This is a genomic window from Pseudomonas sp. M5A4_2d (genome assembly GCF_053345295.1).
In genome coordinates this window covers 301,753-326,542 of sequence record NZ_JBKEZW010000002.1, presented here as the reverse complement: position 1 = coordinate 326,542, position 24,790 = coordinate 301,753, and the positions used below count along the sequence as shown (strand labels likewise).

Annotated in this window: 26 protein-coding genes; 15 read left to right on the top strand and 11 right to left on the bottom strand. The window is 60.3% G+C overall.

Annotated features, from left to right (window positions below; genetic code table 11):
- Nucleotides 1-24 precede the first annotated feature (24 nt).
- From ACLBW8_RS08485 to ACLBW8_RS08475, 3 genes are read left to right on the top strand one after another with little or no spacing between them, the layout of a single operon-like run.
- On the top strand, nt 25-1,167 hold the full coding sequence (locus ACLBW8_RS08485; protein WP_003195240.1) for an ABC transporter ATP-binding protein: 1,143 nt from the start codon (nt 25-27) through the stop codon (nt 1,165-1,167).
- Nucleotides 1,164-2,084, top strand: coding sequence for an ABC transporter permease subunit (locus ACLBW8_RS08480; protein WP_064454612.1), 921 nt, complete (start codon nt 1,164-1,166; stop codon nt 2,082-2,084). Before ACLBW8_RS08485 ends, ACLBW8_RS08480 begins: the two co-directional genes overlap by 4 nt.
- On the top strand, nt 2,081-2,965 hold the full coding sequence (locus ACLBW8_RS08475) for an ABC transporter permease subunit (protein WP_003176774.1): 885 nt from the start codon (nt 2,081-2,083) through the stop codon (nt 2,963-2,965). The genes ACLBW8_RS08480 and ACLBW8_RS08475 overlap by 4 nt, the downstream gene beginning before the upstream one ends.
- A gap of 140 nt (nt 2,966-3,105) precedes the next feature.
- On the opposite strand, the gene ACLBW8_RS08470 is transcribed toward ACLBW8_RS08475, so the two are convergent.
- Entirely contained in the window at nt 3,106-3,747 is a 642-nt protein-coding gene (locus ACLBW8_RS08470; RefSeq protein WP_221295861.1) for an HD domain-containing protein, read from the bottom strand.
- Nucleotides 3,748-4,034: 287 nt separating this feature from the next.
- Between ACLBW8_RS08470 and ACLBW8_RS08465 the strand changes: the two genes are divergently transcribed.
- Nucleotides 4,035-5,000, top strand: coding sequence for a GlxA family transcriptional regulator (locus ACLBW8_RS08465; protein WP_447805156.1), 966 nt, complete (start codon nt 4,035-4,037; stop codon nt 4,998-5,000).
- Here ACLBW8_RS08465 and ACLBW8_RS08460 read toward each other — a convergent pair.
- Nucleotides 4,978-5,331 (bottom strand): carboxymuconolactone decarboxylase family protein, encoded by a 354-nt coding sequence (locus tag ACLBW8_RS08460; protein WP_034110071.1) that lies wholly within the window; start codon nt 5,329-5,331, stop codon nt 4,978-4,980. The two genes, ACLBW8_RS08465 and ACLBW8_RS08460, sit on opposite strands and share 23 nt — an antisense overlap.
- A 99-nt stretch (nt 5,332-5,430) precedes the next feature.
- Here ACLBW8_RS08460 and ACLBW8_RS08455 point away from each other — a divergent pair, with 99 nt between their 5' ends.
- A complete protein-coding gene (locus ACLBW8_RS08455; RefSeq protein WP_447805155.1) occupies nt 5,431-6,333 on the top strand; it encodes an AraC family transcriptional regulator in 903 nt (300 codons plus the stop codon).
- A 130-nt stretch (nt 6,334-6,463) separates the two neighbouring features.
- On the opposite strand, the gene ACLBW8_RS08450 is transcribed toward ACLBW8_RS08455, so the two are convergent.
- Nucleotides 6,464-8,821 (bottom strand): penicillin acylase family protein, encoded by a 2,358-nt coding sequence (locus ACLBW8_RS08450; protein ID WP_447805154.1) that lies wholly within the window; start codon nt 8,819-8,821, stop codon nt 6,464-6,466.
- Nucleotides 8,822-8,991: 170 nt separating this feature from the next.
- On the opposite strand from ACLBW8_RS08450, the gene ACLBW8_RS08445 reads away from it, so the two are divergent.
- Both ACLBW8_RS08445 and ACLBW8_RS08440 read left to right on the top strand, forming a co-directional pair.
- Nucleotides 8,992-10,098: a GNAT family N-acetyltransferase gene (locus ACLBW8_RS08445; protein WP_447805153.1), complete on the top strand. Its 1,107-nt coding sequence runs from the start codon at nt 8,992-8,994 to the stop codon at nt 10,096-10,098.
- Nucleotides 10,095-10,973 (top strand): hypothetical protein, encoded by an 879-nt coding sequence (locus ACLBW8_RS08440; RefSeq protein ID WP_447805152.1) that lies wholly within the window; start codon nt 10,095-10,097, stop codon nt 10,971-10,973. The genes ACLBW8_RS08445 and ACLBW8_RS08440 overlap by 4 nt, the downstream gene beginning before the upstream one ends.
- Here ACLBW8_RS08440 and ACLBW8_RS08435 read toward each other — a convergent pair.
- The 4 genes from ACLBW8_RS08435 to ACLBW8_RS08420 form a co-directional block, all read right to left on the bottom strand.
- The gene (locus ACLBW8_RS08435) at nt 10,951-12,168 is read right to left on the bottom strand and encodes a DegT/DnrJ/EryC1/StrS family aminotransferase (RefSeq protein ID WP_447805151.1); all 1,218 of its coding nucleotides are present in this window, start codon (nt 12,166-12,168) and stop codon (nt 10,951-10,953) included. The genes ACLBW8_RS08440 and ACLBW8_RS08435 overlap by 23 nt on opposite strands.
- The gene (locus ACLBW8_RS08430; RefSeq protein ID WP_064454605.1) at nt 12,165-12,578 is read right to left on the bottom strand and encodes a DMT family transporter; all 414 of its coding nucleotides are present in this window, start codon (nt 12,576-12,578) and stop codon (nt 12,165-12,167) included. Before ACLBW8_RS08430 ends, ACLBW8_RS08435 begins: the two co-directional genes overlap by 4 nt.
- Complete coding sequence (locus ACLBW8_RS08425; protein WP_064454604.1) at nt 12,578-12,934, bottom strand: EamA family transporter; 357 nt, start codon at nt 12,932-12,934, stop codon at nt 12,578-12,580. The genes ACLBW8_RS08430 and ACLBW8_RS08425 overlap by 1 nt, the downstream gene beginning before the upstream one ends.
- Before the next feature lie 90 nt (nt 12,935-13,024).
- On the bottom strand, nt 13,025-13,603 hold the full coding sequence (locus tag ACLBW8_RS08420; protein WP_221295858.1) for a DUF6436 domain-containing protein: 579 nt from the start codon (nt 13,601-13,603) through the stop codon (nt 13,025-13,027).
- A 99-nt stretch (nt 13,604-13,702) separates the two neighbouring features.
- On the opposite strand from ACLBW8_RS08420, the gene ACLBW8_RS08415 reads away from it, so the two are divergent.
- Nucleotides 13,703-14,644 (top strand): alpha/beta hydrolase, encoded by a 942-nt coding sequence (locus ACLBW8_RS08415; RefSeq protein WP_432751403.1) that lies wholly within the window; start codon nt 13,703-13,705, stop codon nt 14,642-14,644.
- A gap of 105 nt (nt 14,645-14,749) precedes the next feature.
- Here the strand turns inward: ACLBW8_RS08415 and ACLBW8_RS08410 are convergent, their stop codons facing one another.
- Nucleotides 14,750-15,502: a DUF2059 domain-containing protein gene (locus ACLBW8_RS08410; RefSeq protein WP_447805150.1), complete on the bottom strand. Its 753-nt coding sequence runs from the start codon at nt 15,500-15,502 to the stop codon at nt 14,750-14,752.
- Between the two features lie 131 nt (nt 15,503-15,633).
- Here ACLBW8_RS08410 and ACLBW8_RS08405 point away from each other — a divergent pair, with 131 nt between their 5' ends.
- A complete protein-coding gene (locus tag ACLBW8_RS08405) occupies nt 15,634-16,266 on the top strand; it encodes a 2OG-Fe(II) oxygenase (RefSeq protein ID WP_064454600.1) in 633 nt (210 codons plus the stop codon).
- A gap of 2 nt (nt 16,267-16,268) precedes the next feature.
- Nucleotides 16,269-16,772, top strand: a complete 504-nt coding sequence (locus ACLBW8_RS08400) for a DUF523 domain-containing protein (protein ID WP_221295856.1) — start codon at nt 16,269-16,271, stop codon at nt 16,770-16,772.
- 49 nt (nt 16,773-16,821) lie between these two features.
- On the opposite strand, the gene ACLBW8_RS08395 is transcribed toward ACLBW8_RS08400, so the two are convergent.
- On the bottom strand, nt 16,822-17,307 hold the full coding sequence (locus tag ACLBW8_RS08395; RefSeq protein WP_064454598.1) for a transporter substrate-binding domain-containing protein: 486 nt from the start codon (nt 17,305-17,307) through the stop codon (nt 16,822-16,824).
- Between the two features lie 134 nt (nt 17,308-17,441).
- Between ACLBW8_RS08395 and ACLBW8_RS08390 the strand changes: the two genes are divergently transcribed.
- Nucleotides 17,442-17,882: a DUF4399 domain-containing protein gene (locus tag ACLBW8_RS08390; RefSeq protein ID WP_017139512.1), complete on the top strand. Its 441-nt coding sequence runs from the start codon at nt 17,442-17,444 to the stop codon at nt 17,880-17,882.
- A gap of 64 nt (nt 17,883-17,946) precedes the next feature.
- On the opposite strand, the gene serA is transcribed toward ACLBW8_RS08390, so the two are convergent.
- Nucleotides 17,947-19,176, bottom strand: a complete 1,230-nt coding sequence (serA, locus tag ACLBW8_RS08385; RefSeq protein ID WP_010167810.1) for a phosphoglycerate dehydrogenase — start codon at nt 19,174-19,176, stop codon at nt 17,947-17,949.
- 225 nt (nt 19,177-19,401) lie between these two features.
- Between serA and ACLBW8_RS08380 the strand changes: the two genes are divergently transcribed.
- The 4 genes from ACLBW8_RS08380 (at nt 19,402) to ACLBW8_RS08365 (ending at nt 23,688) form a co-directional block, all read left to right on the top strand.
- Entirely contained in the window at nt 19,402-20,796 is a 1,395-nt protein-coding gene (locus ACLBW8_RS08380; RefSeq protein WP_064454597.1) for an FAD-binding oxidoreductase, read from the top strand.
- A gap of 22 nt (nt 20,797-20,818) precedes the next feature.
- Entirely contained in the window at nt 20,819-21,484 is a 666-nt protein-coding gene (locus ACLBW8_RS08375; RefSeq protein WP_447805149.1) for a fumarylacetoacetate hydrolase family protein, read from the top strand.
- A gap of 251 nt (nt 21,485-21,735) precedes the next feature.
- A complete protein-coding gene (locus tag ACLBW8_RS08370) occupies nt 21,736-22,659 on the top strand; it encodes an SdiA-regulated domain-containing protein (protein ID WP_447805148.1) in 924 nt (307 codons plus the stop codon).
- Between the two features lie 120 nt (nt 22,660-22,779).
- On the top strand, nt 22,780-23,688 hold the full coding sequence (locus tag ACLBW8_RS08365; RefSeq protein ID WP_064454594.1) for an SdiA-regulated domain-containing protein: 909 nt from the start codon (nt 22,780-22,782) through the stop codon (nt 23,686-23,688).
- Between the two features lie 317 nt (nt 23,689-24,005).
- Here ACLBW8_RS08365 and rpiA read toward each other — a convergent pair whose 3' ends face one another.
- Entirely contained in the window at nt 24,006-24,677 is a 672-nt protein-coding gene (gene rpiA, locus ACLBW8_RS08360; RefSeq protein WP_221295852.1) for a ribose-5-phosphate isomerase RpiA, read from the bottom strand.
- Between the last annotated feature and the right edge of the window lie 113 nt (nt 24,678-24,790).

Below are 24,790 nucleotides of genomic sequence, written 5' to 3'. Positions count from 1 at the left end.
CAAATTTTGTTGGGAGTTTCGTAAATGGCAGTTGCCTCCGGCGCCTATAAGAAAGCCCTCGAGGGCGACCAGACACCGAAAAAGGTGCTGGTCAAAATCGACCGGGTCACGAAGAAGTTCGACGAGACGATCGCCGTGGACGATGTGTCCCTGGAAATCAAGAAAGGCGAGATCTTCGCCTTGCTCGGCGGATCGGGTTCGGGCAAATCCACCTTGCTGCGCATGCTCGCAGGCTTCGAGCGCCCAACGGAAGGTCGCATTTACCTCGATGGTGTGGACATCACCGATATGCCGCCCTACGAGCGGCCGATCAACATGATGTTCCAGTCCTACGCCTTGTTCCCGCACATGACCGTGGCGCAGAACATTGCGTTCGGCCTGCAACAGGACAAGATCCCCAAGGCTGAAGTCGACGCCCGCGTGGCCGAGATGCTCAAGCTGGTGCAGATGAGCCAGTACGCCAAGCGCAAGCCGCACCAGTTGTCCGGTGGCCAGCGTCAGCGTGTGGCCTTGGCGCGTTCCCTGGCCAAGCGCCCGAAACTGCTGCTGCTCGACGAGCCGATGGGCGCACTCGACAAGAAGCTGCGTTCGCAGATGCAACTGGAACTGGTAGAGATCATCGAGCGCGTGGGCGTGACCTGCGTGATGGTGACACACGACCAGGAAGAGGCCATGACCATGGCCGAGCGCATCGCGATCATGCACCTGGGCTGGATCGCCCAGATCGGCAGCCCGATCGACATCTACGAAACGCCTACCAGCCGTCTGGTGTGCGAGTTCATCGGCAACGTGAACATTTTCGACACCCAGGTGGTGGACGACGCGGAAGGCCACGCGGTGCTCAAGTGCCCGGACCTGGACCGTGACATCTACGTGGGCTATGGCATCGCCACCTCGGTGGAAGACAAGTCGGTGACCTACGCCATCCGCCCGGAAAAGCTGTTGGTTACCACCGAAATGCCGACCTGCGAGCACAACTGGTCCAGCGGCAAGGTGCATGACATCGCCTACCTGGGCGGCCACTCGGTGTTCTATGTGGAACTGCCGAGCGGCAAGCTGGTGCAGTCCTTCGTCGCCAACGCCGAACGCCGTGGCCAGCGCCCAACCTGGGGTGACCAGGTGTACGTGTGGTGGGAAGACGACAGCGGCGTGGTACTTCGCTCATGAATATGAAGAAGTTCAAACGCCAGCTGCAACGAATAACACCCGGTGGCCGGCATGTGGTCATCGGGATCCCTTTCCTCTGGCTGTTCCTGTTTTTCGCACTGCCGTTCTTCATCGTCTTGAAGATCAGCTTTGCCGAAGCCGACGTGGCGATCCCGCCTTACACCGAGATCTACACCTTCGTTGAGCAAAAGCTGCAATTGGTGCTCAACCTGGGCAACTACGCGATGCTCGGCGACGACGAGTTGTACATCGCCGCGTACCTGGGCTCGCTGAAGATGGCGTTTTTCAGCACGATTCTGTGCCTGTTGATCGGCTACCCGATGGCCTATGCCATTGCCAGCGCGCGTAAAGAAATGCAGACCGTGCTGGTGCTGCTGATCATGATGCCGACCTGGACCGCGATCCTGATCCGCGTGTATGCGTGGATGGGCATCCTCAGCAACAACGGGTTGCTCAATAGCTTCCTGATGTCCATCGGCTTGATCAACGAGCCGCTGCAGATCCTCAACACCAACATCGCGGTGTACATCGGCGTGGTCTATTCGTACCTGCCGTTCATGATCCTGCCGCTGTACGCCAACCTGGTCAAACACGACCAGAGCCTGTTGGAAGCCGCGTCCGACCTGGGCTCGAGCACCTTCAACAGCTTCTGGAAAATCACTGTGCCGCTGTCCAAGAACGGCATCATCGCCGGCTGCATGCTGGTGTTCATTCCGGTAGTGGGCGAGTTCGTGATCCCGGAACTGCTCGGCGGTCCGGAAACCCTGATGATCGGTAAAGTGTTGTGGCAAGAATTCTTCAACAACCGTGACTGGCCTGTGGCCTCTGCCCTGGCGGTGGTGATGCTGGCGATCCTGATCGTGCCGATCATCCTGTTCAACCGCAGCCAAGCCAAAGAGATGGAGGGCAAGATATGAAGCGCGTCAGTTTCTCAAGCTTCATGCTGGTGGCGGGGTTGTTGTTCATCTACCTGCCGATGCTGATCCTGGTGATCTACTCGTTCAACGAATCCAAACTGGTGACGGTGTGGGGCGGTTGGTCGATCAAGTGGTACGTGGGCCTGCTGGACAACACCCAGTTGATGGGCTCGGTGGCGCGCTCCCTGGAAATCGCCTGCTACACGGCGGTGGCTGCGGTGGCGCTGGGTACGCTTGCAGCTTTCGTGCTGACGCGCATCAGCCAGTTCAAGGGCCGCACGCTGTTCGGCGGCCTGGTGACGGCGCCGTTGGTGATGCCCGAAGTGATCACCGGTCTGTCGCTGTTGCTGCTGTTCGTGGCCATGGCGCAGATGATCGGCTGGCCCCAGGAACGTGGCATCGTCACCATCTGGATCGCCCACACCACGTTCTGTGCCGCGTATGTGGCAGTGGTGGTGTCGGCGCGCTTGCGTGAGCTGGACCTGTCGATTGAAGAAGCGGCAATGGACCTGGGCGCGCGGCCGTGGAAGGTGTTCTTCCTGATCACTATCCCGATGATCGCGCCGTCGTTGGCGGCGGGCGGCATGATGTCGTTCGCGCTGTCCCTGGATGACCTGGTACTTGCCAGCTTCGTGTCGGGCCCGGGTTCAACCACCTTGCCGATGGAAGTGTTCTCGGCGGTACGTCTTGGGGTTAAACCCGAGATCAACGCCGTGGCCAGCCTGATTCTGCTGGCGGTGTCGCTGGTGACCTTCCTGGTGTGGTTCTTCAGCCGCCGTGCTGAAGAGCATCGCAAGAAAGCTATCCAGCAAGCGATTGAAGAAGCCGCGGCGGATGGCTGGCAGCAGCCGGACAAGCGCCGGGCGCCTGCACCGGTCTAACTGCCGGAGTGGGTTAAAAATGTGGGAGCTGGCTTGCCTGCGATGGCGGTGTGTCAGTCGACAGATAAGTCGATTGACATGGCCTCATCGCAGGCAAGCCAGCTCCCACAGTCGTTTTGCAGTGTTTGTAAAATTGGGTTTCAGGCAGCCCACGGCGACTTGCGAATCACCTCTACAAAATTCATCGGCTTGAACCCCGGCTCCTGATCCACCAGCACGTCGGTCTTCACGTTGCCAAACGTGGTCTGCGGGCGATGGCGCAAGCCGTCGGCAAACGCGCAGATGATGCACTCCTTGAATCCTTCACCGCGTGGGTGTGCATGCACCACGGCTTCGCGCTGCTCGTGGGTAAACGCGGCGTAGTCCATGCCCAGCACGTCCATCTCGACACCAGCAGTTACCAGCGCCACGGTCGGGCGCAGATGCTGCGGCACGCCCGGCGTGGTGTGCAGGGCGATGGACAGCCACACTTGCTCGATGTCGTCATCGCTCAGGCCGTAAGGCTTGAGGAAGTCGGCGGCGGCGTTGGCGCCGTCCACTTCGAAACGCTCGTTGTCACTGCGGTGGCCTTGCACCAGGCCCAGATCATGGAACATTGCGCCGACGTAAAGCAGCTCCGGGTTGTAGGCCAGTTGCTTGCGTTCACCGCTCAAGGCACCGAACAGGAACACCCGGCGGGAGTGGTGGTAGAGCAGGTCGGACTCGACGTCGCGGATGTATTCGGTGGTGGCCTTGGCCAGGGCGCTGTCCGGGATCTGGATGCCGGCGATGGGGGTGCTCATGGTCGTTCTCCTCAACAAAGCGCCGGGGGTGGCGCCGATGAGTCCAGTCTGGTCGCGCGCCCGCGACGGGGCCATCGCAGCGAGGGTGCGATCCCGGCCAATGTGCCGCCACATCGTGCCAGCCGGATTAGTCTCTTGAAATCTGCGCAGATCAAATGTGGGAGCGGGCTTGCTCGCGAAAGCGGTATGTCAGTTAATGCATGTACCGACTGAACAACCGCATTCGCGAGCAAGCCCGCTCCCACAGGGTTTTGCCTTTATTCAGTTAGAAAAGGGTGTCTCTATTTATGGGCAAAACCATCGCCATCCTGATCTTCCCCGGTGTCCAGTCACTGGACGTGACCGGCCCCATGGATGTGTTCTGCGAGGCCAACCGTTTTCTACCGCCCGAAGACCACTACCAGCTTGAAGTGATCGGCCTGGGCCACGGCACGATGGCCGCCTCCAACGGTTTGTCGTTGCAGGCCCACCGGCATTACAGCGAAGCCTTGAGCGCCTACGATCTGTTGCTGGTCGCCGGAGGCCCGCAATTGCCCTTCGAAGATTTCGGTGCCCCGTTTGATGATTGGCTGCGCGGTGCAACCGAAAGAGCCCAACGCTTCGGTTCGATCTGCAACGGCGCTTTCATGCTGGCGCGCGCCGGCTTACTCGATGGAAAAACCGTCACCACCCATTGGAACGATGCCGCTGATCTGGCGCGTCTGTGCCCCTCGGCACAGGTAGACGCCGACCGCCTCTACGTGCAGGACGGCAACCTCTACACCTCGGCCGGGGTGACGGCAGGTATCGATTTGTCGCTGTACCTCCTGGCCCAGGACCATGGCCCGGAAGTGGCGTTGAGCGTGGCCAAGCGCCTGGTGGTATTCACCCAGCGTTCGGGCGGGCAGTCACAGTTCAGCCCGTTCCTCACACCTCATGCGCGGTCCACCTCGGCGGTGGCGTTGGTGCAGTTGTATGTGCTGGCGAATCTGACCGGGGATTTGACCATTGCCGACCTGGCCAAGGCGGCCAATATGAGCGCGCGTAATTTCTCCCGGGTGTTTGCCCGTGAAGCACGCATAACCCCGGCGGAGTTTGTCGAGCGGGCACGAGTGGATGCGGCGCGGGTGATGCTCGAAAGCAGCCCTGCGCCGCTCAAGACCGTGGCCTATCAATGCGGGTTTCGCGATGCCCAGCACATGCGCAGTGTCTTCAACCGCCGGCTGGGCGTAACGCCGCAACAGTTCAGGCTCAACTTTGCGGCACCGGTTTGAGTGTGTCGTAGGCTTCCAGGGCGCGCAGTGAGTAGATATATGCCGCGCCCGCGTTCAAGGAAATTGCGGTGGCCAGGGTCGCGGCCACTTCTTCGCGGGTCGCGCCGGCTTTGATCGCCGCATCCGCATGCACGCCGATGCAGCCGTCACAGCGCGTGGTGATGGCCACGGCGATGGAAATCAGCTCACGGGTCTTGGCGTCGAGCACGTTGTTTTCCTCGGCAGCCTCGCCCAACGCCATGTACGCTTTGACCATCTTCGGGTTGCTCTTGCCCAGCGCGCCAAAGGCTTTCTTTACGGTAGGCAGCAAGTCGGACCAGTTATTGAACATTGCGGTAACTCCTGAACAGGTTGGGTGTGAAGCCAGTCTGTGCTGTTCGGGGTTGGGGGCATTGTTCAATCCGCTCATCTTTTTGACCGATGTTCGCAAATGAATTCGATCGACACCCTTATCACGCTGGCCAACCTGCGCGGCAGCCTGGATTTGCGTTGCCAGTTCCAGGGCGACTGGGCGCTGGATCACGCGCCGGAGAATTTGGGCGTGGCGCCGTATCACATTGTGCTCAGCGGCACCTGCCGCGCCGAGTTGACGGGCGGGCAGCACGTAACGCTGGGGGAGGGCGATATCCTGCTGATGCCCGGTGGCGCCACCCATTTGTTGCGCAGTCCAGGTTCACGCATCCGGCCGATGCCGCCGACGGTGATTGAGGGCGGTTTACTCCCGGTCCATCGCCTGGGTGGCGAACGGGTGGACTTGGACATGCTCTGCGGCAGCTTTCACTACAACCGGCAGTCGTTGTTGTTTGCCGCGTTGCCGGAGTATCTGGTGGTGTCCAGTCGGCAGTGGCAGGGCGATGGGCAATTGGCTGCGTTGATTGCTTTGTTACGCAGCGAAGCGGATGGGCAGCAACTGGGCGCCCGCTCGTTTATCGATGCACTGTCGTCGGCCTTGTTCACCCTGATCCTGCGCACCTGGCTGACCCTTCAGGCGCCGGTGGCCGGCACCTTCGCCTTGCTGGCCGACAAGCGCCTGAGCAAGGCCTGGCAGGCGATGCTGGCCGAGCCCGGCCATGAATGGACCATCGACAACCTGGCCTTGGTTGCGACGATGTCGCGAGCGACCTTCATGCGTGCCTTTGTGAAGGTGGCGGGTGTATCCCCGTGGGTGCTGCTGACCCAGTTGCGTATGGAGTTGGCGTTCAATCTGCTGCGCCAGTCACGCCTGAGCCTGATGGATATCGCCGCCCAGGTGGGTTACCAGTCGCAGGCAGCGTTCAGCAAGAAGTTCAAGGAAACCTACGGCGAGGCGCCGGGGCGGATGCGGGCTCGTTAGTCGCTACAACACAAAGCAAATGTGGGAGCGGGCTTGCTCGCGAATGCGGTGTGCCAGTCGATACATCTGGTGACTGATACTCCGCATTCGCGAGCAAGCCCGCTCCCACATTGACCGCATTCTTCCAGCACTATTTTCTCGCAGGCAACAGCTTCAGCGTGCCACGGGTATTCGCCGTCACTTCTTCATCACTGAAATGCGCCTGCTCGTACCCACCCTCGATATAGGTTTCCGCCTGGTCGCCATAGTGCCGGTCAAACGGCACACCGCTTTGCCCTACCGGGTTGATGGTCAAGGCGTGGGCCGGGTCGGCGAAGTCGATCAATCGACGGGTCGATGGGCCATAAGTGACCGGCCAGGGCGCGGGGCCGATCATCGCCGACTGGTTGTTTGGCACTTCGTGGGTGCCGGGCGCCGGGAACGGGCCCACGTTGAAGACCTTGTCCAGTGGCTTCTGCATGCCTAACGGGTGGCCGTGGGTCAGGGTGTGGGCCTTGCCCCACTGCCATTGCGTCGGGTCATCGCCGAAGGTGGCTTTGAGGTGAGCCAGGCTGTTGTCCCAGGCGAGCTTGACGGTGTCGGCGCGCTTGCCGTTCCACCAGGGCGAGTCCGGCGAGGCGGCCAGGCGTGGCAGCGCGGCGTCGATCACTCGAGTACCGAGCAGGGTTTTAAACATGGCGTCGCCCAGTTTTGGGTGGAAGGCCGCGTCGGTGAGGTTAAACAGGAACTGGTTGAAGAGTGTGGCGCTGGTGGAGTCCAGCGGATAGTCGCCTTTCCAGGCGGCCAATTGTTCTACCAGTTTCAACTGCGCCGGGTCCTTGACCACGTCACGCAACACCGGCAACAGCGGTGCCAGCAAGCGTGGGCCGTAGGCGGTGGTCGTGCCCAGTTGCAAGGCTTGGCTGTTGTTCACGTCCCACTTCACGCTTTTGTCGCTCAACTGCGTGTTCAATTGCTGGCCACGGTCGGCCAGGTTGTAGTAACCGGGGATTTCCATGCCGGTGGGTGAGGCCGGCTGGGCATTGGCCGACACCACATAACCCCGCGCCGGGTTTTCTTCCTGGGGGTTGGCGCTGAAAGGGTAGAAGCCCAGCTTGTCGGCCTGGGCGGTGCTGCCGTCGAGAATGAACGTCGGGTTGACCCCGGCCGGGCGAATCGGCAATTGCGCCGCCGCCCACCAGCCGATATCACCCTTGGCATTTGCCCATACGATATTCAGGCCCGGTGCAGAAACCTTGGACGCTGCGGCGCGCACCTTGGCCAGGGTATCGGCGCGGTTGAGCTGGTAGAAACCTTCGAGGATCGGATCCTCGGTTTCGAGGAATGCCCACCACATGGCAATCGGCGTGTTGCCGGCATTCTCGCCGAGTACATCATTGATGATCGGGCCGTGGGGTGACTGGCGCAGAGTGAGGGTCACCGGTGCCTGGCCCTTCACCGCGATCTGTTGCTCGCTGCTGGTCATGTTGACCCATTGGCCGTGGTACCAGACCTGGTTGGGGTTGTCGGGGTTGACCTTTTCGGCGATCAGGTCGAGGTCATCGTTCTGGAACATGGTCAGGCTCCAGCCGAAATCCAGGTTGTGCCCCAGGAACGCCACCGGCACCAGCGCGTTGTGATAGCCGTAGAGCTCAAAGCCCGGTGCGGAGAGCTGCGCTTCGTACCACACCGACGGTACCGAGAAACGGATATGCGGGTCGCCCGCCAGCAAGGGCTTGCCGCTCTTGGTGCGGCTGCCGCTGATGGCCCAGGCGTTGCTGCCTTCGAACTGAGGCAAGCCATTCTCGGCCAAGGCCCTGTCGCTCAAGGAGGCAAGCGCGCCGAGCGTCTGCCAATCACTGGCGGCCAGGTTAAGCGCGCCTTTGGGCTGCCAGTCGAGGTCGAAGACTTTCAGGTAGTCGCCGCCCAATTGGTCGCGTACGTAAGTCAGCAGCGGCTCGGTACGAAACGCGGCGGCAAAGCTGTAGGCCATGTACCCGGCGACGCTGATGGTGTCCTCAGCGGTAAACCGCCGCTTGGGAATGCCCAGTACGTCAAACTCCATTGGGCTGGCGTGGCTGTCCTGAAATTGGTTGATGCCGTCCAGGTAGGCTTGCAAGGCCTTCCAGGCCGCCGAATCGTGGTCCATGTGTTCCACGTAACTCAAGGCGCGCTCGCGAATGCGCAGGCTGCGGAACAGCTTGTCGGTCTCGAGCATCTTCGGGCCCAGTATCTCGGCCAACTCGCCACGGGCCAGGCGCCGCATGATCTCCATCTGGAACAGCCGGTCCTGTGCATGCACATAGCCGAGGGCGCGGTACAGGTCGGTCTCGTTCTCGGCGCGCAGGTGCGGCACGCCCCGGTCGTCATAGCGCACGGTGACCGCGCCTTGCAGGTTGGCGAGTGTTTCGGTGCCCTGGCGGGTGGGTTGCTTGCTGTAGACATACCAGCCGGCGCCGGCCATGAGGGCGGCAATCAGGATAGCGAGCACGGTCAGGCTGCGTTTCATGGACGGTCCTTGAGTCATTCACCTTGAAGGTCAACGGAGTCTAATAGGTTTGGCGAGGGCTGAGGGAAATGCTGATATCGCGCACGATGCGCCGTTGTGACAGCCGAGGTTCAAGTGTCGAACACCCTGAATACGCTACTATTGCGCCCGTCATCTTTGAGCTTTTTTCCATGACTTGCGCCCCGCAACCCATTCCAGACTCCAGCCGCTCCAAGGTTGCCTATGCGTGCTGCCTGGAAGCGCAGTCGCTGATCGACCGCTTTTTGCAGCACCCGCCAGTGGGCTTCGATGCTCGTCTGTCCGACCAGGGCCTGCCGTATTTCTTTACGCCCTTCGACCTGTTGACCACCGCCGACGATGCGTTCGAAAAGCGTGTTCGCAGCTGGCCCGGGTATCGTTTCTGGAATGCCTGGCTGCGTGTCGACAGTTGTTTTGTGGGGACCACGGTCAGTGAATATTCACCACTGCCCCAAGACGTGTCGCCTCAGGACCTCGCGCAGTGGTTGCAAGAGGCGTGCGCGCCGCAGCGCAAGCTCACCATCGTCAAAGACGTGCCGTGCGACTCTCCGCTGCTCAGCGAGGCGGATAACCGCTACGCGCAAGCCTTGATCGATGAATGCACCCGGCGCGGTTTCATCAGCCTCGAGGGGCAGGCGCTGGCCTACGTGCCGATCAACTTTGCCACGGTCGATGAGTACCTGGCGCGCTTGTCCCACAGCCGTCGCCGAAATATCCGACGCAAACTGCGCAGCCGTGAGGCGTTGCGGGTGGAAGTCCTGGACACCGGCGATGCGCGCTTCAACGATGACGCCTGGCTCACGCAGTTGTACGGGTTGTACAAGGCGGTGTACGACCAGAGCGAGATCCATTTTGACCTGCTCACCCCTGAATTTTTCAGCAGCCTTCTGCGGGACGCCGGCAGTAACGGGCGCGTGTTCTGCTATTGGCACTGCGACGAACTGATCGGCTACAACCTGTGCTACGTGGAGGGCGACAAGCTGCTCGACAAGTACATCGGCCTTAGCTACCCGCTGGCGCTGGAGTTCAACCTGTATTTCGTCAGTTGGTTTGTGAACCTTGAGTATGCGCTGGCCAATGGGCTGAAATTTTATGTGGCGGGTTGGACCGACCCGCAGGTCAAGGCCAGCCTGGGCGCCGACTTTACCTTTACCCGCCATCTGGTCTGGGTGCGTAACCCGCTGTTGCGCAAGCTGGGCAACCGGTTCCGTCATCACTTTGAAAGTGATACCCAGTGGCATCAGGAGCACACCTCATGAGCCAGGCCCGACCGCCGCTGATTCTCGATTTCGACAGTGCCGTCAGTGACATTCCCGGCGCGATTACGTTGCCGTTGCAGGTCTGGCAGGAAAAAATCCGTTTCGGCTGCCGCTGGGCACAATTCAAAGAGCTGGAAACCGCCCTGCACGCACAAATGCCCAGCGATTACGGCTGTGTATTTACCGGCAGCGGTGATTATCACCACCTCAGCCAGCTGTTGTTGAATCGCCTGCCGACGCAGCAGAAGTTCCAGCTGATCATCTGCGACAACCATCCCGATAACATGCGCTACCCGTTCGGCATCCACTGCGGCTCCTGGGTCTACTGGGCCAGCCGCTTGCCGCAGGTCGAGCATGTGCATGTGTTGGGCATCGGTTCGCAGGATATTGGCCTGGGCCACGCGTGGGAGAATCACTGGTCGCCGCTGCTCAAGCGCAAGTTGACCTACTGGAGCGTCAACGTCGACACGCGCTGGATGAACTGGATCGGCGCCGGGAGCAGTAATCGTGCCTTCAGCCATGCAGATGCGCTGATGCGCGCGTTCCTGGCACAGTTTGACCGTTCACTGCCGGTGTACCTGTCCATCGATAAAGATGTGCTGAGCCCGGAAGTGGTGAACACCAACTGGGATCAGGGCGAATTCCTGGAGCAGCATCTGAACGACCTGATCAGTGCCTGCCAGGGCCAGATCATTGGCGCGGACATCACTGGCGATGTGTCGGCCTACCACTATGAAAGCAAGTTCAAACGTTGGTTGAGTGCGTCCGATGGCCAGGAAGAACTGCCTGAGGCACAGGTGCAGATCTGGCAACAGCAGCAGAACGAGCTGAACAGCCGCCTGGTGGCGCGTATCAACGAAGGCTGGCGACGATAGCCTTGAGTTGCTTGAGTATCTGTTCGAAGTGTTCGTCCGTCAGCCAATGGCTGTTACTGATCGACAGTGTGCGGGTCGCGAACGCCTGGGCTTGGCTGATATCGCCACCAGGCTGCAGCAGCGGGGCCACGTCGGGGTAGTCCGGCAATGTGTGGATAAACAGGCGGGTCACGCCCAGCCCCGAGGTCCACAACTGCGCCATCGCCGCATCCCGGGCCTGTGCAGACGGCATCATCACCATCAGAAAGGGCCAGGTGCCTTGCTGGCCTGGTCTGTCCATAACGACCGAGACGCCGGGCAAGGCATTCAAGCGAGCTGCACGGCGCAAGGCCCGGGCGCGGCCTTGTTGCAAATAATCGGGCAGGCGAGCCAGCGCGGCGGCGCCGACCTTCTGGCGATAGCCGCCCAGGCGGTGCAACGGGATGTCATTGACCGAAAAGTCGTCGCCCACGGCACTCACTTCATCGCCCTGTTCCAGCGCTTTGCGCAACGGCTTGCCATACACGTAGTGCAAGCCGCGCGGTTGGTAAAGCAGCGCGTAACCCCACAACTCGGCGCTGCGTTGCAGCTCCCAGCGCAGGCTGAAAGGCAGGTCCTGTGCGCATTGGCGGTGCAGCGCCTGATGCAACACCGGGTCGCGGCTGAACAGCACGCCGCCTTCGGCCGTCGTCAGGCCCTTGCCCAGCGCCATGCTGAAAAATCCCACATCACCTTTGAGCCCGACGCTGCGGCCGTCGTCGAGTGCGCCCATGGCTTGGGCCGCGTCTTCGATGACCACAGCGCCGACAGCATCGGCAATACGCTTGGCGGTATCGACGTCCGCGACGCGCCCGGCCAGATGGGTCACCACCACGGCCAGCGTGCTGTCGTCACACAGGTGTTTCAGTTGCTGTTCGTCCAGGTCAATGCTGCCTGGCTGCAAATCGCAGGGTACGACGCGCAACGGCGGGCAGTAATGGGCGGCCAACGCCACCAGCGGGCAGGTGTAGGCCGGCACGATCAGCCGGGTGCGGCCGGGCATGCGTTGCTGCAAGACCCGCAGGGCGATGATCAGGGCGGCGGTGCCGGAGCAGGGCAGCGCCGGCAGTGGAATCGAGAACTGGCGGGCCAGAGACTGGGCCAAGTCGCCCGAAAGGTTCAGCAAATCCCGCCAGCTTAAGGGCAGGCCAGCGGTGGGCGGGACTTCCCTGGTCATGATGCCAGTGGCTGCGAAGGTTCGGCCTCGACAGTTTTGCTCTCTTTGTCTTCACTGCGTGCGAGACAGAGAATGCCTGCGATGATCAATGCGCCGCCGATGATTTTTGGCCAGGTCAGGGTGTCATCGAACAACCAGACAGAGATCAGCGTCACGCTGATCAACTCCAAATGGGACGCCGCAAACGCGGGCCCCACCGGTGCGTACTTGAGCAACGTCATCCAGGTGAAGAACGCGCCGATGTAGCCCACGAAGGCGCCGTAGATCCACGGTGCGCCAAACACGCGCACCAACCAGGCGGTATCCATCGTCAGTGGTTCGGCATGCACCGAGGCGAATTTGAAACTGACCTGCGCCAACGTGTCAAAAATGATCAGCGCCAGAAAGCCCAGGATATAGAACCGTTTCATTATTCAAACCCCACAACGGTCACGCCACAGGCGATCAGCATGATGCCGATCAACCGCCATTTGGTCAGGCTTTCCTTGAACAGGAAACGCCCGGCAATCATGATCACCACGATATTGATCGAGCCTAGCATCACGCCGACCGACAACGGCACCAGCGTGAGAAACGCCAGCCACAACACGAATTCGAAGACGTAGCAGATCACGCCAAGCCAGATCCAGGGGCGCTTGAGCATGTGCTTCCAGTGGGCCATGCCGTCATGCTCGGCGCTGGCAGAGGCGGCGGCTTTGAAAGCCAACTGGCCGGACGTATCCACGATAACGTTGAGCATCCAGAGGATGATGGTTAGCTGGCTCATGTGTTCCTATGCTTACAATCTCACCGAAAACGTACGATACAGCAGCCTGCCGCTCGGGTGATTGGAGTTTACCGGTCGAACAGCCTCCGTTCAGTTTGATGCCTTGCTCCACTCGCAATAGCAGCCTACCGCCAGGGTATGGGTTGCATCGACTTCGCGCCCGGCCTCAAGGGCTTTCAAAATCGGCTCGATAAAGCTGTTGCTGGAATTACACGTCAGCCCTTCGCTGTACGGTCCGAAATACGCGAGCTTGCCAGTGCGATCCCAAATCCCGACAGCCGGGGTGGCGGGCACCTGATCGGCGCCGGCCAGGTTATTGAGGGTTTTCATCTTGCGCAGGTTGTCGGGCAGTTGGCCGTGGCTGCCGGCTTTTTGCAGGGCATAGAACTCGACGCCTTGGGGCGCGTACTGCTCGATGAGCTCGCCCAGGTGTTGCTGGTTGCCGACGTTGCACGGGCAGGCCGGGTCCCAGAAGTGCACCAGGCGAATCGGGCCTGGGCCTGCGAGATCGGCGGGCAGGCGCAGGGCGTCGCCGGAGAACACGGCCGTGTGTTCGCTGAACGCGCGCAGGTAGCGGCCCTGGAACCAGTCATACGCCGCCCACAGCACGCCGGTGCAGATGATCAGGATCAGGCTGGCGAACAGGGCGGAACGGTAGGGCTGTCGCATTCAGAACTATCCTCGAAGGTCGCGTAGCTTGCCATGCTTGCCCTGACAGATGAATATCGCTGCTCGATATTCATCTTCACCGTCAGTCTGGAACCCTTTATGCCTGTCAGTTTTGACCCCGATCATCTGCGCGAAAGCTTGCGACCACTCGTGGATGCGCAACCGCTCAGCGCCGAGGCGCGGGTCTACCAGCGTTTCTATGGGCTGGATTTATCTGCGCGCAAAGTGCCGGCGTTGAGCCGTCTAGGGCGTTTCGAAGTGGATGGCTTTGAGGTGGTTGCCCAGGTGTGGTGGCCGCCACAGCCTGTGGCGACGATGTTTATGTTCCACGGCTTCTACGACCATATGGGCCTGTACCGCAACGCGGTGGATTGGGCCCTGGACCAAGGGTTTGTGGTGATTGCCTGCGACCTGCCGGGGCATGGCCTGTCCAGCGGCGCACGTGCCAGCATCGATGATTTTTCGGTGTATCAGGACGTGGTGCAGGCTTTGTTCGCCCAGGCCAAGGCGCTGCAACTGCCGCAACCCTGGCACCTGTTCGGGCAAAGCACCGGCGGTGCGGTGGTGGTGGACCATTTGCTCAATCACGGCGCCGACAGCCCGGCCCAGGGCAAGACATTTCTGTTGTCGCCTTTGGTGCGGCCGCGTGCGTGGGGTTGGTCGCAGGTCAGCTATTACCTGCTGCGGCCGTTCGTCAAAGGCATTGCGCGGCGGTTCAGCGAGAACACCAACGACCCAAAATTCAAGCCGTTCCTGGAAGCTGACCCCCTGCAGCCACGCCAACTGCCTACCGCCTGGGTGGGTGCGCTGGCGCGTTGGATCAAACGTATCGAAGCCGCACCGCGCAGCCCACGGCGGCCGGTGATCGTGCAGGGCGAGGAAGACATGACGGTGGATTGGCAGCACAACCTGCAGGTGCTGCGCAGCAAGTTCGATCGGCCCGAAGTGCTGATGCTGCCGCGGGGCAGGCATCACTTGGCGAATGAGATTCCGGAGATTCGCCAGGAATACTTCCGGTATTTGACCGACCATCTGAAGTAACACGGATCAAATGTGGGAGCGGGCTTGCTCGCGAAAGCGGCCTGTCAGTCAACTAATACAGCGGCTGACACACCGCATTCGCGAGCAAGCCCGCTCCCACATTGGTTACTGCGCCAGGCTGGAAGTGCTTTGACCAACGGCAAGACCCGCGCGAATGGCTGCAAGAGCTGCCTTGTAATACGCCCTACCTTGCGGCGACTCCGCAAACGTGGCGAATTCTTCCAGCTCCGGGTCGGACAAATCCCGATAGACGTACAGCAGCGTGTTATTCAGGTCGTTACCGATCTGTTGCATTAAACGCTCGCGCTGACCATTGAGCATGCCCTGGGCCTGGCCGCCACCCAGCAGGCCAGGAATCATCTGGCTCAAGCTGTCGGCGGCAACCCCGGCAATCGCCAGGCTGACTTCCGCCCCCGCTTCACGGGCGGGCAGGGCCTGGGCCAGATGCCCGATGATCAGGCTGCGGGTGGCGTCGGCCTCGATGTGTGGCAGGCCTTGCGCATTTTTTGCCAACTGGTCGCGGCGGGTGGCGAGCAACTCGGCGGCGACAATCTTGCGGCCCAGCGGCGATTGGAAAAACGCCAGGGCAGGTTTCGGGTCCGCCAGGTTTTTGCGCAGTTGCGCTTCGGCACGCTTGTCCATAGCCTGGGCCGCAAAACGTGTGTTGCTGTTGTCCACCAACGCCTGGTACACCGCCGGCGGCAGGCTGTTGCGGTAGCGCTGTTGGGCTGCACTGAGGGCGTCATTGAAATGCGCACGTTGATCGGCCCAGCCGGCGACCTTGTATAACTGGTCATGGCCGTCTGCCCAAGCGGGCAAAACGCAGAACATCAGCATGGAAAAAAACAAACGACGCATAGGGACTCCTGTCAGTCGGCCACTATTGTCCGTGTCGGGCGTAGGATTTGTCGAGAAATCCTATCAGTCACCTGACTAAAGTGTGTTCAGACGCTCGGCGGCTCTGTCGGATTTACAGGCGTATGGATACTATGCGCGCCATGCAAATACCCCTTGATCATCCCCTGCTGCAACGCATCGTCGACGACCTGGCCGAAAAAGGTTGGTCGCAGCAGAACGGCTTCCTGCCCCAGGCTCTGACCCTGGAACTGGCGGCTGAGTGCCGTAAACGTGCGGCCGAGGGTGAATTGGCCCCCGCAGCGGTAGGGCGCGGCCCGGCCCAGGAAATTCGCGAGGGGATTCGCGGTGACCATATCCAGTGGCTGGAAGAGGGTGATGCCGCCGTCTGCGAGACTTACATGGGCTTGATGGACAGTCTGCGCCAGGCGATGAATCGTGGTCTGTTCCTGGGCCTGGAGGATTTCGAAAGCCACTTCGCGATGTATCCGCCGGGTGCGTTTTACCTCAAGCATGTGGACCGTTTTCGCGACGACGACCGGCGTATGGTCTCGGCGGTGGTTTACTTGAATGACGCTTGGCTGCCTGAGCAGGGTGGCCAGTTGCGCATGTACCTCAAGGACGGCGTGGAATACGATGTGGTGCCCACCGGCGGCAGCCTGGTGGTGTTCCTGTCCGGCGATGTGCCCCATGAAGTCCTGCCCGCTACGCGTGAACGCTTGTCCCTGACCGGCTGGTTTCGCCGGCGGGGTAACGAGCCGTTTTAAGTATGGAAAAGATTCTGATCAGCCGCTGCCTGCTCGGGCACAAGGTGCGTTACGACGGTGGTGGCAGCGGCCCGTTCGATCAATTGGCGGCCTGGCAGGCGCAAGGGCGGGTGGTTGCGATCTGCCCGGAAGTGTCGGGCGGTTTGCCTACGCCTCGGCCCTCTGCCGAGATCCCGGGCGGGCAGGGTGTCGATGTGTGGGAAGGCCGCGCTCAGGTGCTGACCGCTGAGGGAGAGGACTTCAGCGCCGCCTTTCTCGATGGCGCCCGCCAGGCCTTGGCGTTGGTGCAACGCCATGACATCCGCATTGCCGTTCTCAAGGCCAATAGCCCGTCTTGCGGTAACCTGCTGACCTATGACGGCACCTTCACCGGCGTGAAGGTCAGCGGCGAAGGCGTGACGGCGGCATTGCTCAAACGCCATGGGGTGCTGGTGTTCAGTGAGCTTGAGCTGGCCGAAGCGGCAGCTGCCCTGTGCGATAGCGATGGCTCAGCACCTGATGTGTGACTGACACACCGCTATCGCAGGCAAGCCAGCTCCCACATTGACCGAGTATTTATTCGCCTTTTGTGTTGCCCTCAAACCACTTCTGCGTCAGCGCCTTCAAGCGGCCATCGGCCTTCACGTGCTGCAACGCCTTGTCCAGGCTGGTCTTGAATGCCGGGTTGCCCTTCTGGAAGGGAATCGCCAGTTCCGGCTTTTCGCGATAAGGCTCACTGAAATCGAACCGATCACGCAGCTCGGCAGTCATAGCGATATGATTGATGGCCACGTCGTACTTGCCGGTTTCAACGCCTGACAGCAGGTCGGTGTCATCGGTGGTGATAAACGAGGGACGCACGTCCATTTCCTTCGCCAGTTGCTCACCGAGTTCCACTTCAAAACCGGTGAGCTTGTCGCCGTCCTTGAAGTTGAATGGCGGTGTGTTGGCCTCCACGGCGATGCGCAGTTCGCCGCGATCAAACACATCATCAATCAGTTCGGCGTGAGCCAAAGGGCTCAGAAGGGGCAGCAAAAGTACAAGGCCAGGCGAAAAGCGCATGGTCGCTCCTAAAGAATTCGTCTGTGCGAGGCGCCTTTCAGCATCGCTTTGCTAAGGTGTTGAGTGCCTTGGACAGCAATTTGTCGCGAAGTTGTGATAACCCAACAGATTTCCTGGAAAAACTGGAGAAGCGAATGAAAGCTCTATTGTCCCGTGCAACCCTGGCTAGCCTCTTGCTGGGTGCTTCGATGCTGGCGACCGCCGCTGACGGTATTCCGCGCAGTGCTCCACCCGAAGGCGCCAAAGTCTTTATCGTGTCGCCTAAAGATGGCGCCACCGTCGATAAAACCTTCACCGTCAAATTCGGCATGGAAGGCCTGAAGCTGGCCCCGGCCACCAGCCAGGACCCGGGCACCGGCCACCACCACCTGCTGATCGACCAAAAAGAGCTGCCGGACGCCAGCGTGCCGATCCCGGCTACCGACACCGTGATCCACTACGGCAAGGCCCAGACTGAAACCGAGCTGACGCTCACTCCGGGCAAGCACACGCTGCAACTCGTCGCTGGCGACAAACTGCACATGCAGTTCAACCCGACTGTAGCCTCGAAAGTCATCACGGTTAACGTCAAGTAAGATTTGTTCAGATGTAAAAAAGGGAGCCCCGAGGGGCTCCCTTTTTTGTGCTGCGGTTGAAACCTTAGAACAACACGCGGCTACGAATCGTGCCGTTGATGTGTTGCAGCTTCTCTTGCGCCAGGTCCGAGTACTCGGCGTCTACGTCGATTACCACGTAGCCGACTTTCTCGTTGGTCTGCAGGAACTGACCGGAAATGTTGATGCCGTTTTCTGCGAAGACCTTGTTGATCTCCATCATCACGCCAGGGATGTTCTGGTGGATGTGCAGCAAACGGTGCTTGCCAGGGTGAGCCGGCAGGGCCACTTCCGGGAAGTTGACCGAGGACACTGACGTACCGTTGTCGCTGTACTTGACCAGTTTCTCCGACACTTCCAGGCCGATGTTGGCTTGGGCTTCAGCGGTGGAGCCGCCGATGTGCGGGGTCAGGATCACGTTGTCCAGGCCACGCAGCGGGCTTTCGAAGATGTCGTCGTTGGAGCGTGGCTCCACCGGGAACACGTCGATAGCGGCGCCGATCAGGTGCTTGTCCTTGATCGCGTCAGCCAGGGCGTCCAGCTCGACCACGGTGCCGCGTGCAGCGTTGATCAGGATTCCGCCTTTCTTGATCGCGCGGATTTCCTTCTCGCCGATCATCCACTGGGTCTCAGCGGTTTCCGGAACGTGCAGGGTGACGATGTCGGACATGCCCAGCAGCTCGGTCAGGCTCGACACCTGAGTGGCGTTGCCCAGCGGCAGTTTGGTCAGGGTGTCGTAGAAGAACACCTGCATGCCCAGGCCTTCGGCCAGCACCGACAACTGCGTGCCGATCGAGCCGTAACCGACGATACCCAGCTTTTTGCCGCGAATTTCGAAGGAGTTGGCCGCGCTCTTGATCCAGCCGCCACGGTGGCAGGAAGCGTTCTTCTCAGGGATGCCGCGCAACAGCAGGATAGCCTCGGCCAGCACTAGCTCCGCAACGGAACGGGTGTTGGAGTACGGTGCGTTGAACACCGCGATGCCGCGCTCGCGCGCTGCGTTGAGGTCGACCTGGTTGGTGCCGATGCAGAAACAGCCGACAGCCACCAACTTCTTGGCGTGGTCGAAGATCTCTTCGGTCAGCTGAGTGCGGGAGCGAATGCCGATAAAGTGCGCGTCGGCGATCTTTTCCTTTAACTGGGCTTCCGGCAGAGAACTGGTGATGTACTCAATGCTGGAGTACCCAGCGGCTTTCAGTACGTCGACAGCCGATGGGTGGACGCCTTCCAGAAGAAGGAACTTGATCTTGCTCTTATCGAGAGAAGTCTTGCTCATCTGCGTAAACCTGTATCCCGGAGAAAAATGGCAGGGAATCGAGCAGTTAGTGCCCTGAACCAGTGCACAAGAGCTGACCCGGACGGCAGGAAAGCCGTCACCGCAGAACGCCCTTGGGCTCTGTCCTGCGGGGGCGGTATGCTAGCATACGCGCCCCGCTAAACACCTATTCCTGCGACGTGAAGCGTTCTCAGGATGACCATGAATTGTTCGAGAGTTCTGTCGATGACCCATCCTGCCCTGATTGATGAGCTAAAGACCCTGGTTGAGCCCGGCAAAGTGCTGACCGATGCAGACTCCCTGGAGGCTTACGGCAAGGATTGGACCAAGCACTTCGCCCCGGCTCCGGTCGCCATCGTCTTCCCGAAGACCACCGAACAGGTGCAGGCCATCGTCCGCTGGGCCAATGAACGCAAGGTGGCACTGGTGCCGTCCGGGGGGCGTACTGGCTTGTCGGCCGCCGCCGTTGCCGCCAATGGCGAGGTGGTGGTGTCGTTCGACTACATGAACCAGATCCTCGACGTGAACCTCACCGACCGCACCGCCAGGTGCCAGCCGGGCGTGGTCACCAAGCAATTGCAGAACGTCGCCGAAGAAAAAGGCCTGTACTACCCGGTGGACTTCGCGTCGTCCGGTTCGAGCCAGATTGGCGGCAATATCGGCACCAATGCCGGCGGGATCAAAGTGATTCGCTACGGCATGACCCGCAACTGGGTCGCCGGCATGAAAGTCGTCACCGGCAAAGGTGACGTACTGGAGCTGAACCGCGACCTGATCAAGAACGCCACCGGTTACGACATGCGCCAGCTGTTTATCGGCGCCGAAGGTACGTTGGGTTTTGTGGTGGAAGCCACCATGCGCCTGGACCGTGCGCCGAAAAACCTCACCGCCATGGTGCTCGGCACCACTGACTTCGACTCGATCATGCCAGTGCTGCACGCGTTCCAGAGCAAACTGGACCTGACCGCCTTCGAGTTCTTCTCCGACAAGGCGCTGGCCAAAGTCATGGGCCGTGGCGATGTACCGGCGCCGTTCGAAACCGAGTGCCCGTTCTACGCGCTGCTGGAATTTGAAGCCACCACCGAAGAGGTCGCCAACCACGCCCTGGAAACCTTCGAGCACTGCGTCGAGCAGGGCTGGGTGCTGGACGGCGTGATGAGTCAGAGCGAAACCCAGCTGCACAACCTGTGGAAACTGCGCGAGTACATCTCCGAGACCATTTCCCACTGGACGCCGTACAAGAACGACATCTCGGTGACCGTCTCCAAGGTCCCGGCGTTCTTGAAGGAAATTGACGCGATCGTCGGCGAACATTACCCGGACTTCGAAATTGTCTGGTTCGGCCACATTGGCGACGGCAACCTGCACCTGAACATCCTCAAGCCGGAAAACCTGAGCAAAGACGAGTTCTTCGCCAAGTGCGCCACCGTGAACAAGTGGGTGTTCGAGACCGTCGAGAAGTACAACGGCTCTATCTCCGCTGAACACGGCGTGGGCATGACCAAGCGCGATTACCTGACCTACAGCCGCTCGCCGGTTGAAATCGAATACATGAAGGCAGTGAAAGCGGTGTTCGACCCTAACGGGATCATGAACCCTGGCAAGATCTTCGCTGTTTAACCGCCCCTGAAGGAGTCGTTTCATGAGCTACCAGCACAAGTACGTCGACGGCACCAACATCCACTTTCCCCTGGGTAAAGTGGTGTGCATCGGGCGTAACTACGCCGAACATGCCAAGGAACTGGACAACCCGGTACCGACCGAGCCCTTGCTGTTCATCAAGCCGGGCAGTTGTGTGGTAGCACTGGAAGGCGGTTTCGCCATCCCGACCGAGCGCGGTTCGGTGCACTACGAAGCGGAAATCGCGGTACTGATCGGCAAACCCTTGTCGACCAAGCCAAGCCGTGAAGAAGTGCTGGACGCCATCTCCGGCTTCGCCCCGGCACTGGATTTGACCCTGCGCGACAAGCAGGCCGAGCTGAAAGCCAAGGGCCTGCCGTGGGAAATCGCCAAGTCGTTTGACGGCGCCGCGGTGATTGCACCGTTTGTGGTGAGCAGCACCTTTGCGGCCGTGACCGACATCGGCATTCGCCTGACCATCAACGGCGAAGTGCGCCAGGACGGCAACAGCTCGCAGATGCTCAACCCGATCATCCCGATGATCCAGCACATGGCCGGCTGCTTCTCGCTGCAGGCGGGTGACGTGATTCTCACCGGCACCCCGGCCGGTGTGGGCCCTTTAAATGTGGGCGATGAGCTGGTGTTGGAGCTGGCGGGCGTGAGCCGCTTCGAAAGCAGCGTTCGCTAAGAACCAGGCCAAACGCGGTCAAAAATGTGGGAGCGGGCTTGCTCGCGAATGCGGTGTACCAGTCAAAACATTCGGTGACTGACACTCCGCATTCGCGAGCAAGCCCGCTCCCACATTTGATTGCGTACATCAGCAGAATCGGAGGGTTTTGCATTTTTTTCACACGCCATCCGGATAATCCCCTGCCTCGTGCGCGCGGGCCCGTTGATCCTGTGCTATCACCTAAAGCTGACTTTCTGGAAAAGCGCTCAATGGCCGTGCTCCTGCCTTCCGTTAAATCCAAACCCCGTTCCCGTTTTGCCCTGCGCTGGTATTCCTGGCTATTTCTGGCCGGGGTGATTGTGTATGGCGTTGTCTGGGCGATGCATTGGGATGATCGCGGCGTGCTGTGGGTGGCGGAGCGCTTTGAATCGCCGGCTGAACGACAAGCGAGCGTGTGGCTGCCGGACTACCGTGCGGTTATCGATGCCAAATTGCTGCCCGGTATGGAGAAGGACGAGGCTTCGGACGTTTCCTATAACCCGCAGACCAAAACCCTGTTTTCCGTCATGGGCAAAAACCCGTTCCTCGTTGAGCTGAGCCTGCAAGGCGATGTGCTGCGCAAAATGCCGCTCAACGGCTGGAACAACCCGGAAGGTGTGACAGTCATGGAGAACGGCCTGATGGCCATTGTCGATGAACGCATGCACACCCTGACCGTGGTCAACGTTGACGCCAGCACCCAGCAACTGAACTTCGCCGACTTCAAGACTTACGACCTGGGCCCGTCCAAGGATCAGAACAAAGCCTTTGAAGGCGTGACCTGGGACAAGCGTAACCAGCAAATCGTACTCGGCGAAGAGCGCCCGCCGGCGCTGTTCACCTGGAAAAGCGATGGCAGCACCCTGACCGGCGACAAGCAAAAGATCGCCAGCACCGCGCTGGACATGCGCAACATCTCGGCTCTGGCTGTCGACCCGCGCACCGGGCACTTGCTGGTGTTGTCGGCCGACTCCCACCTGCTGCTGGAGTTGGATGAGAAGGGCGAGCAAGTCAGCTTCATCACCCTGCTTGGCGGCTTCAACGGCCTCAAGCACACCATTCCCCGGGCGGAAGGCGTGACCATGGACGAGAACGGCACGCTGTATATGGTCAGTGAGCCGAACTTGTTCTATCGCTTCGAAAAGCAAAAATAACCGACGATTGCGTCGGTTACTGCTCTATAAGCGGCATTCACCAGACACCCGGCAGCGTTTAAGTTTAAATTCAGAAGGGCGTGATATTTATTCGCCACTTTTTGTCTTTGAGCTTGCCTGATGCGTCGACTTGCCCGCCCCAAACCTGCGTTTTTTATCGTGATGCTGCTCGCCCTGGTTGCCGCCGGGGTGGTCGCACAGCACTTTCGCTTGTTTGAGCGTGGCTGGTTCAATTTCCAGGCATGGCGCCAACCTGCCGACGAGCGCTCCATTGGCCTGGGTGATTACCGCGTCAGCCTGCAAGCCAAAGTCATCGACGGTCTCGACGATAACGTCTCGGCCCTCACCTACGACCCGGTGCGCAAAAGCCTGTTTACGGTCACCAATAAAAACGCCGAGCTGGTCGAGCTGTCCCTGGACGGCAAGATCCTGCGGCGGATTCCTCTGGTGGGGTTTGGCGATGCGGAGGCGGTGGAGTTCATCAGCGATAACATCTACGTCATCAGCGATGAGAGCCAGCAGCGACTGATCAAAGTGCATGTGAATGACGACACCCAATTTCTCGACGCCGCCGATGCGGAGCAGATGACGCTGGGTGTGCACATCGGTGGTAACAACGGCTTCGAGGGCCTGGCGTACGACTCGGTGGGCAAGCGTCTGTTTGTGGCCAAGGAGCGCGACCCGATGCTGATCTATGAGATCCATGGGTTTCCCCATTTCAAACCGGAAAAAACCTACTCGGTGCACGTGATCAACAACCCCAAGCGCGATGCCGGGCTGTTTGTGCGCGACCTGTCGAGCTTGCAATACGACGAGCGCAGCGGCCATCTGCTGGCGCTGTCGGATGAATCGTTCCTGGTGCTGGAACTGGGTATCGATGGGCGCCCGTTGAGCAGTCTTTCTCTGCTCAACGGGCGCCATGGCCTTGAAAAGCGTGTGCCTCAGGCCGAAGGGATCGCCATGGATGACGAGGGCTCGCTGTATGTGGTCAGCGAGCCGAACCTGTTCTACGTGTTCAAAAAGCCCTGATCAAAAATCCATTTCACGCACAGCGAATGGTCGGCATAGACGCCCGGCTGCGGGATGATCGCCAACTGGCCGCCGACTAATGCGCGGCAAAGCTTTTGTCCACTGAGCCCCGTTTGGCGGGAGATGGCGTGGCATGGCGCACGATGTCGGAGGGGGATGCTGCGAAAAGGAGCGTTTTTGTTACATCGATCTTTTAATCGATGGGATCAACTGTGGGAGCTGGCTTGCCTGCGGTGCAAACGCCTCGGTTCTAATGATACACCGAGGCGTTTGCACCGCAGGCAAGCCAGCTCCCACAGGAAGCACAGCCGTGAGTGTCAGGCCTTGAGGGTTTTCACACCTTCGGGAGTACCCAGCAGCAGCACATCAGCCGGGCGCGCCGCGAACAAACCGTTGGTGACCACGCCGACGATCGCATTGATCTGGGATTCCAGCTCCACCGGGTTGGTGATCTGCATGTTGTACACGTCGATGATGATGTTGCCGTTGTCGGTCAACACGCCTTCGCGGTACACCGGGTCTCCGCCCAGTTTCACCAGCTCACGGGCGACGTGGCTGCGGGCCATCGGGATGACTTCCACCGGCAGCGGGAACGCGCCGAGTACCGGCACCAGCTTGCTGGCGTCGGCAATGCAGATAAAGGTCTTGGCCACGGCCGCGACGATCTTCTCGCGGGTCAGGGCTGCGCCGCCGCCTTTGATCAGGTTCAGGTGTGCGTCGCTTTCATCGGCGCCGTCCACGTAGAACTCCAGGTCGCTCACGGTGTTGAGCTCGTACACTGGAATGCCATGGCCCTTGAGGCGCGCGGCGGTGGCTTCGGAGCTGGCCACGGCGCCGTCGAACGCGCCCTTGTGCTGGGCCAGCGCATCGATAAAGCAGTTGGCGGTGGAGCCGGTGCCGACACCGACGATGCTTTTGTCGTCGAGTTTAGGAAGGATTAAATCGACGGCGGCCTGGGCCACTGCCTGTTTGAGTTGATCCTGGGTCATGCGGGCTCCGGAACGGGCGGGGAGTTATCGAGGGCGGCGAGTATAACCCAACAAAACCTCGGGATTCGTGTGGTCGCCCGGCCAAAAGCCGGGTTAGACTCCTTGGCCCTGCC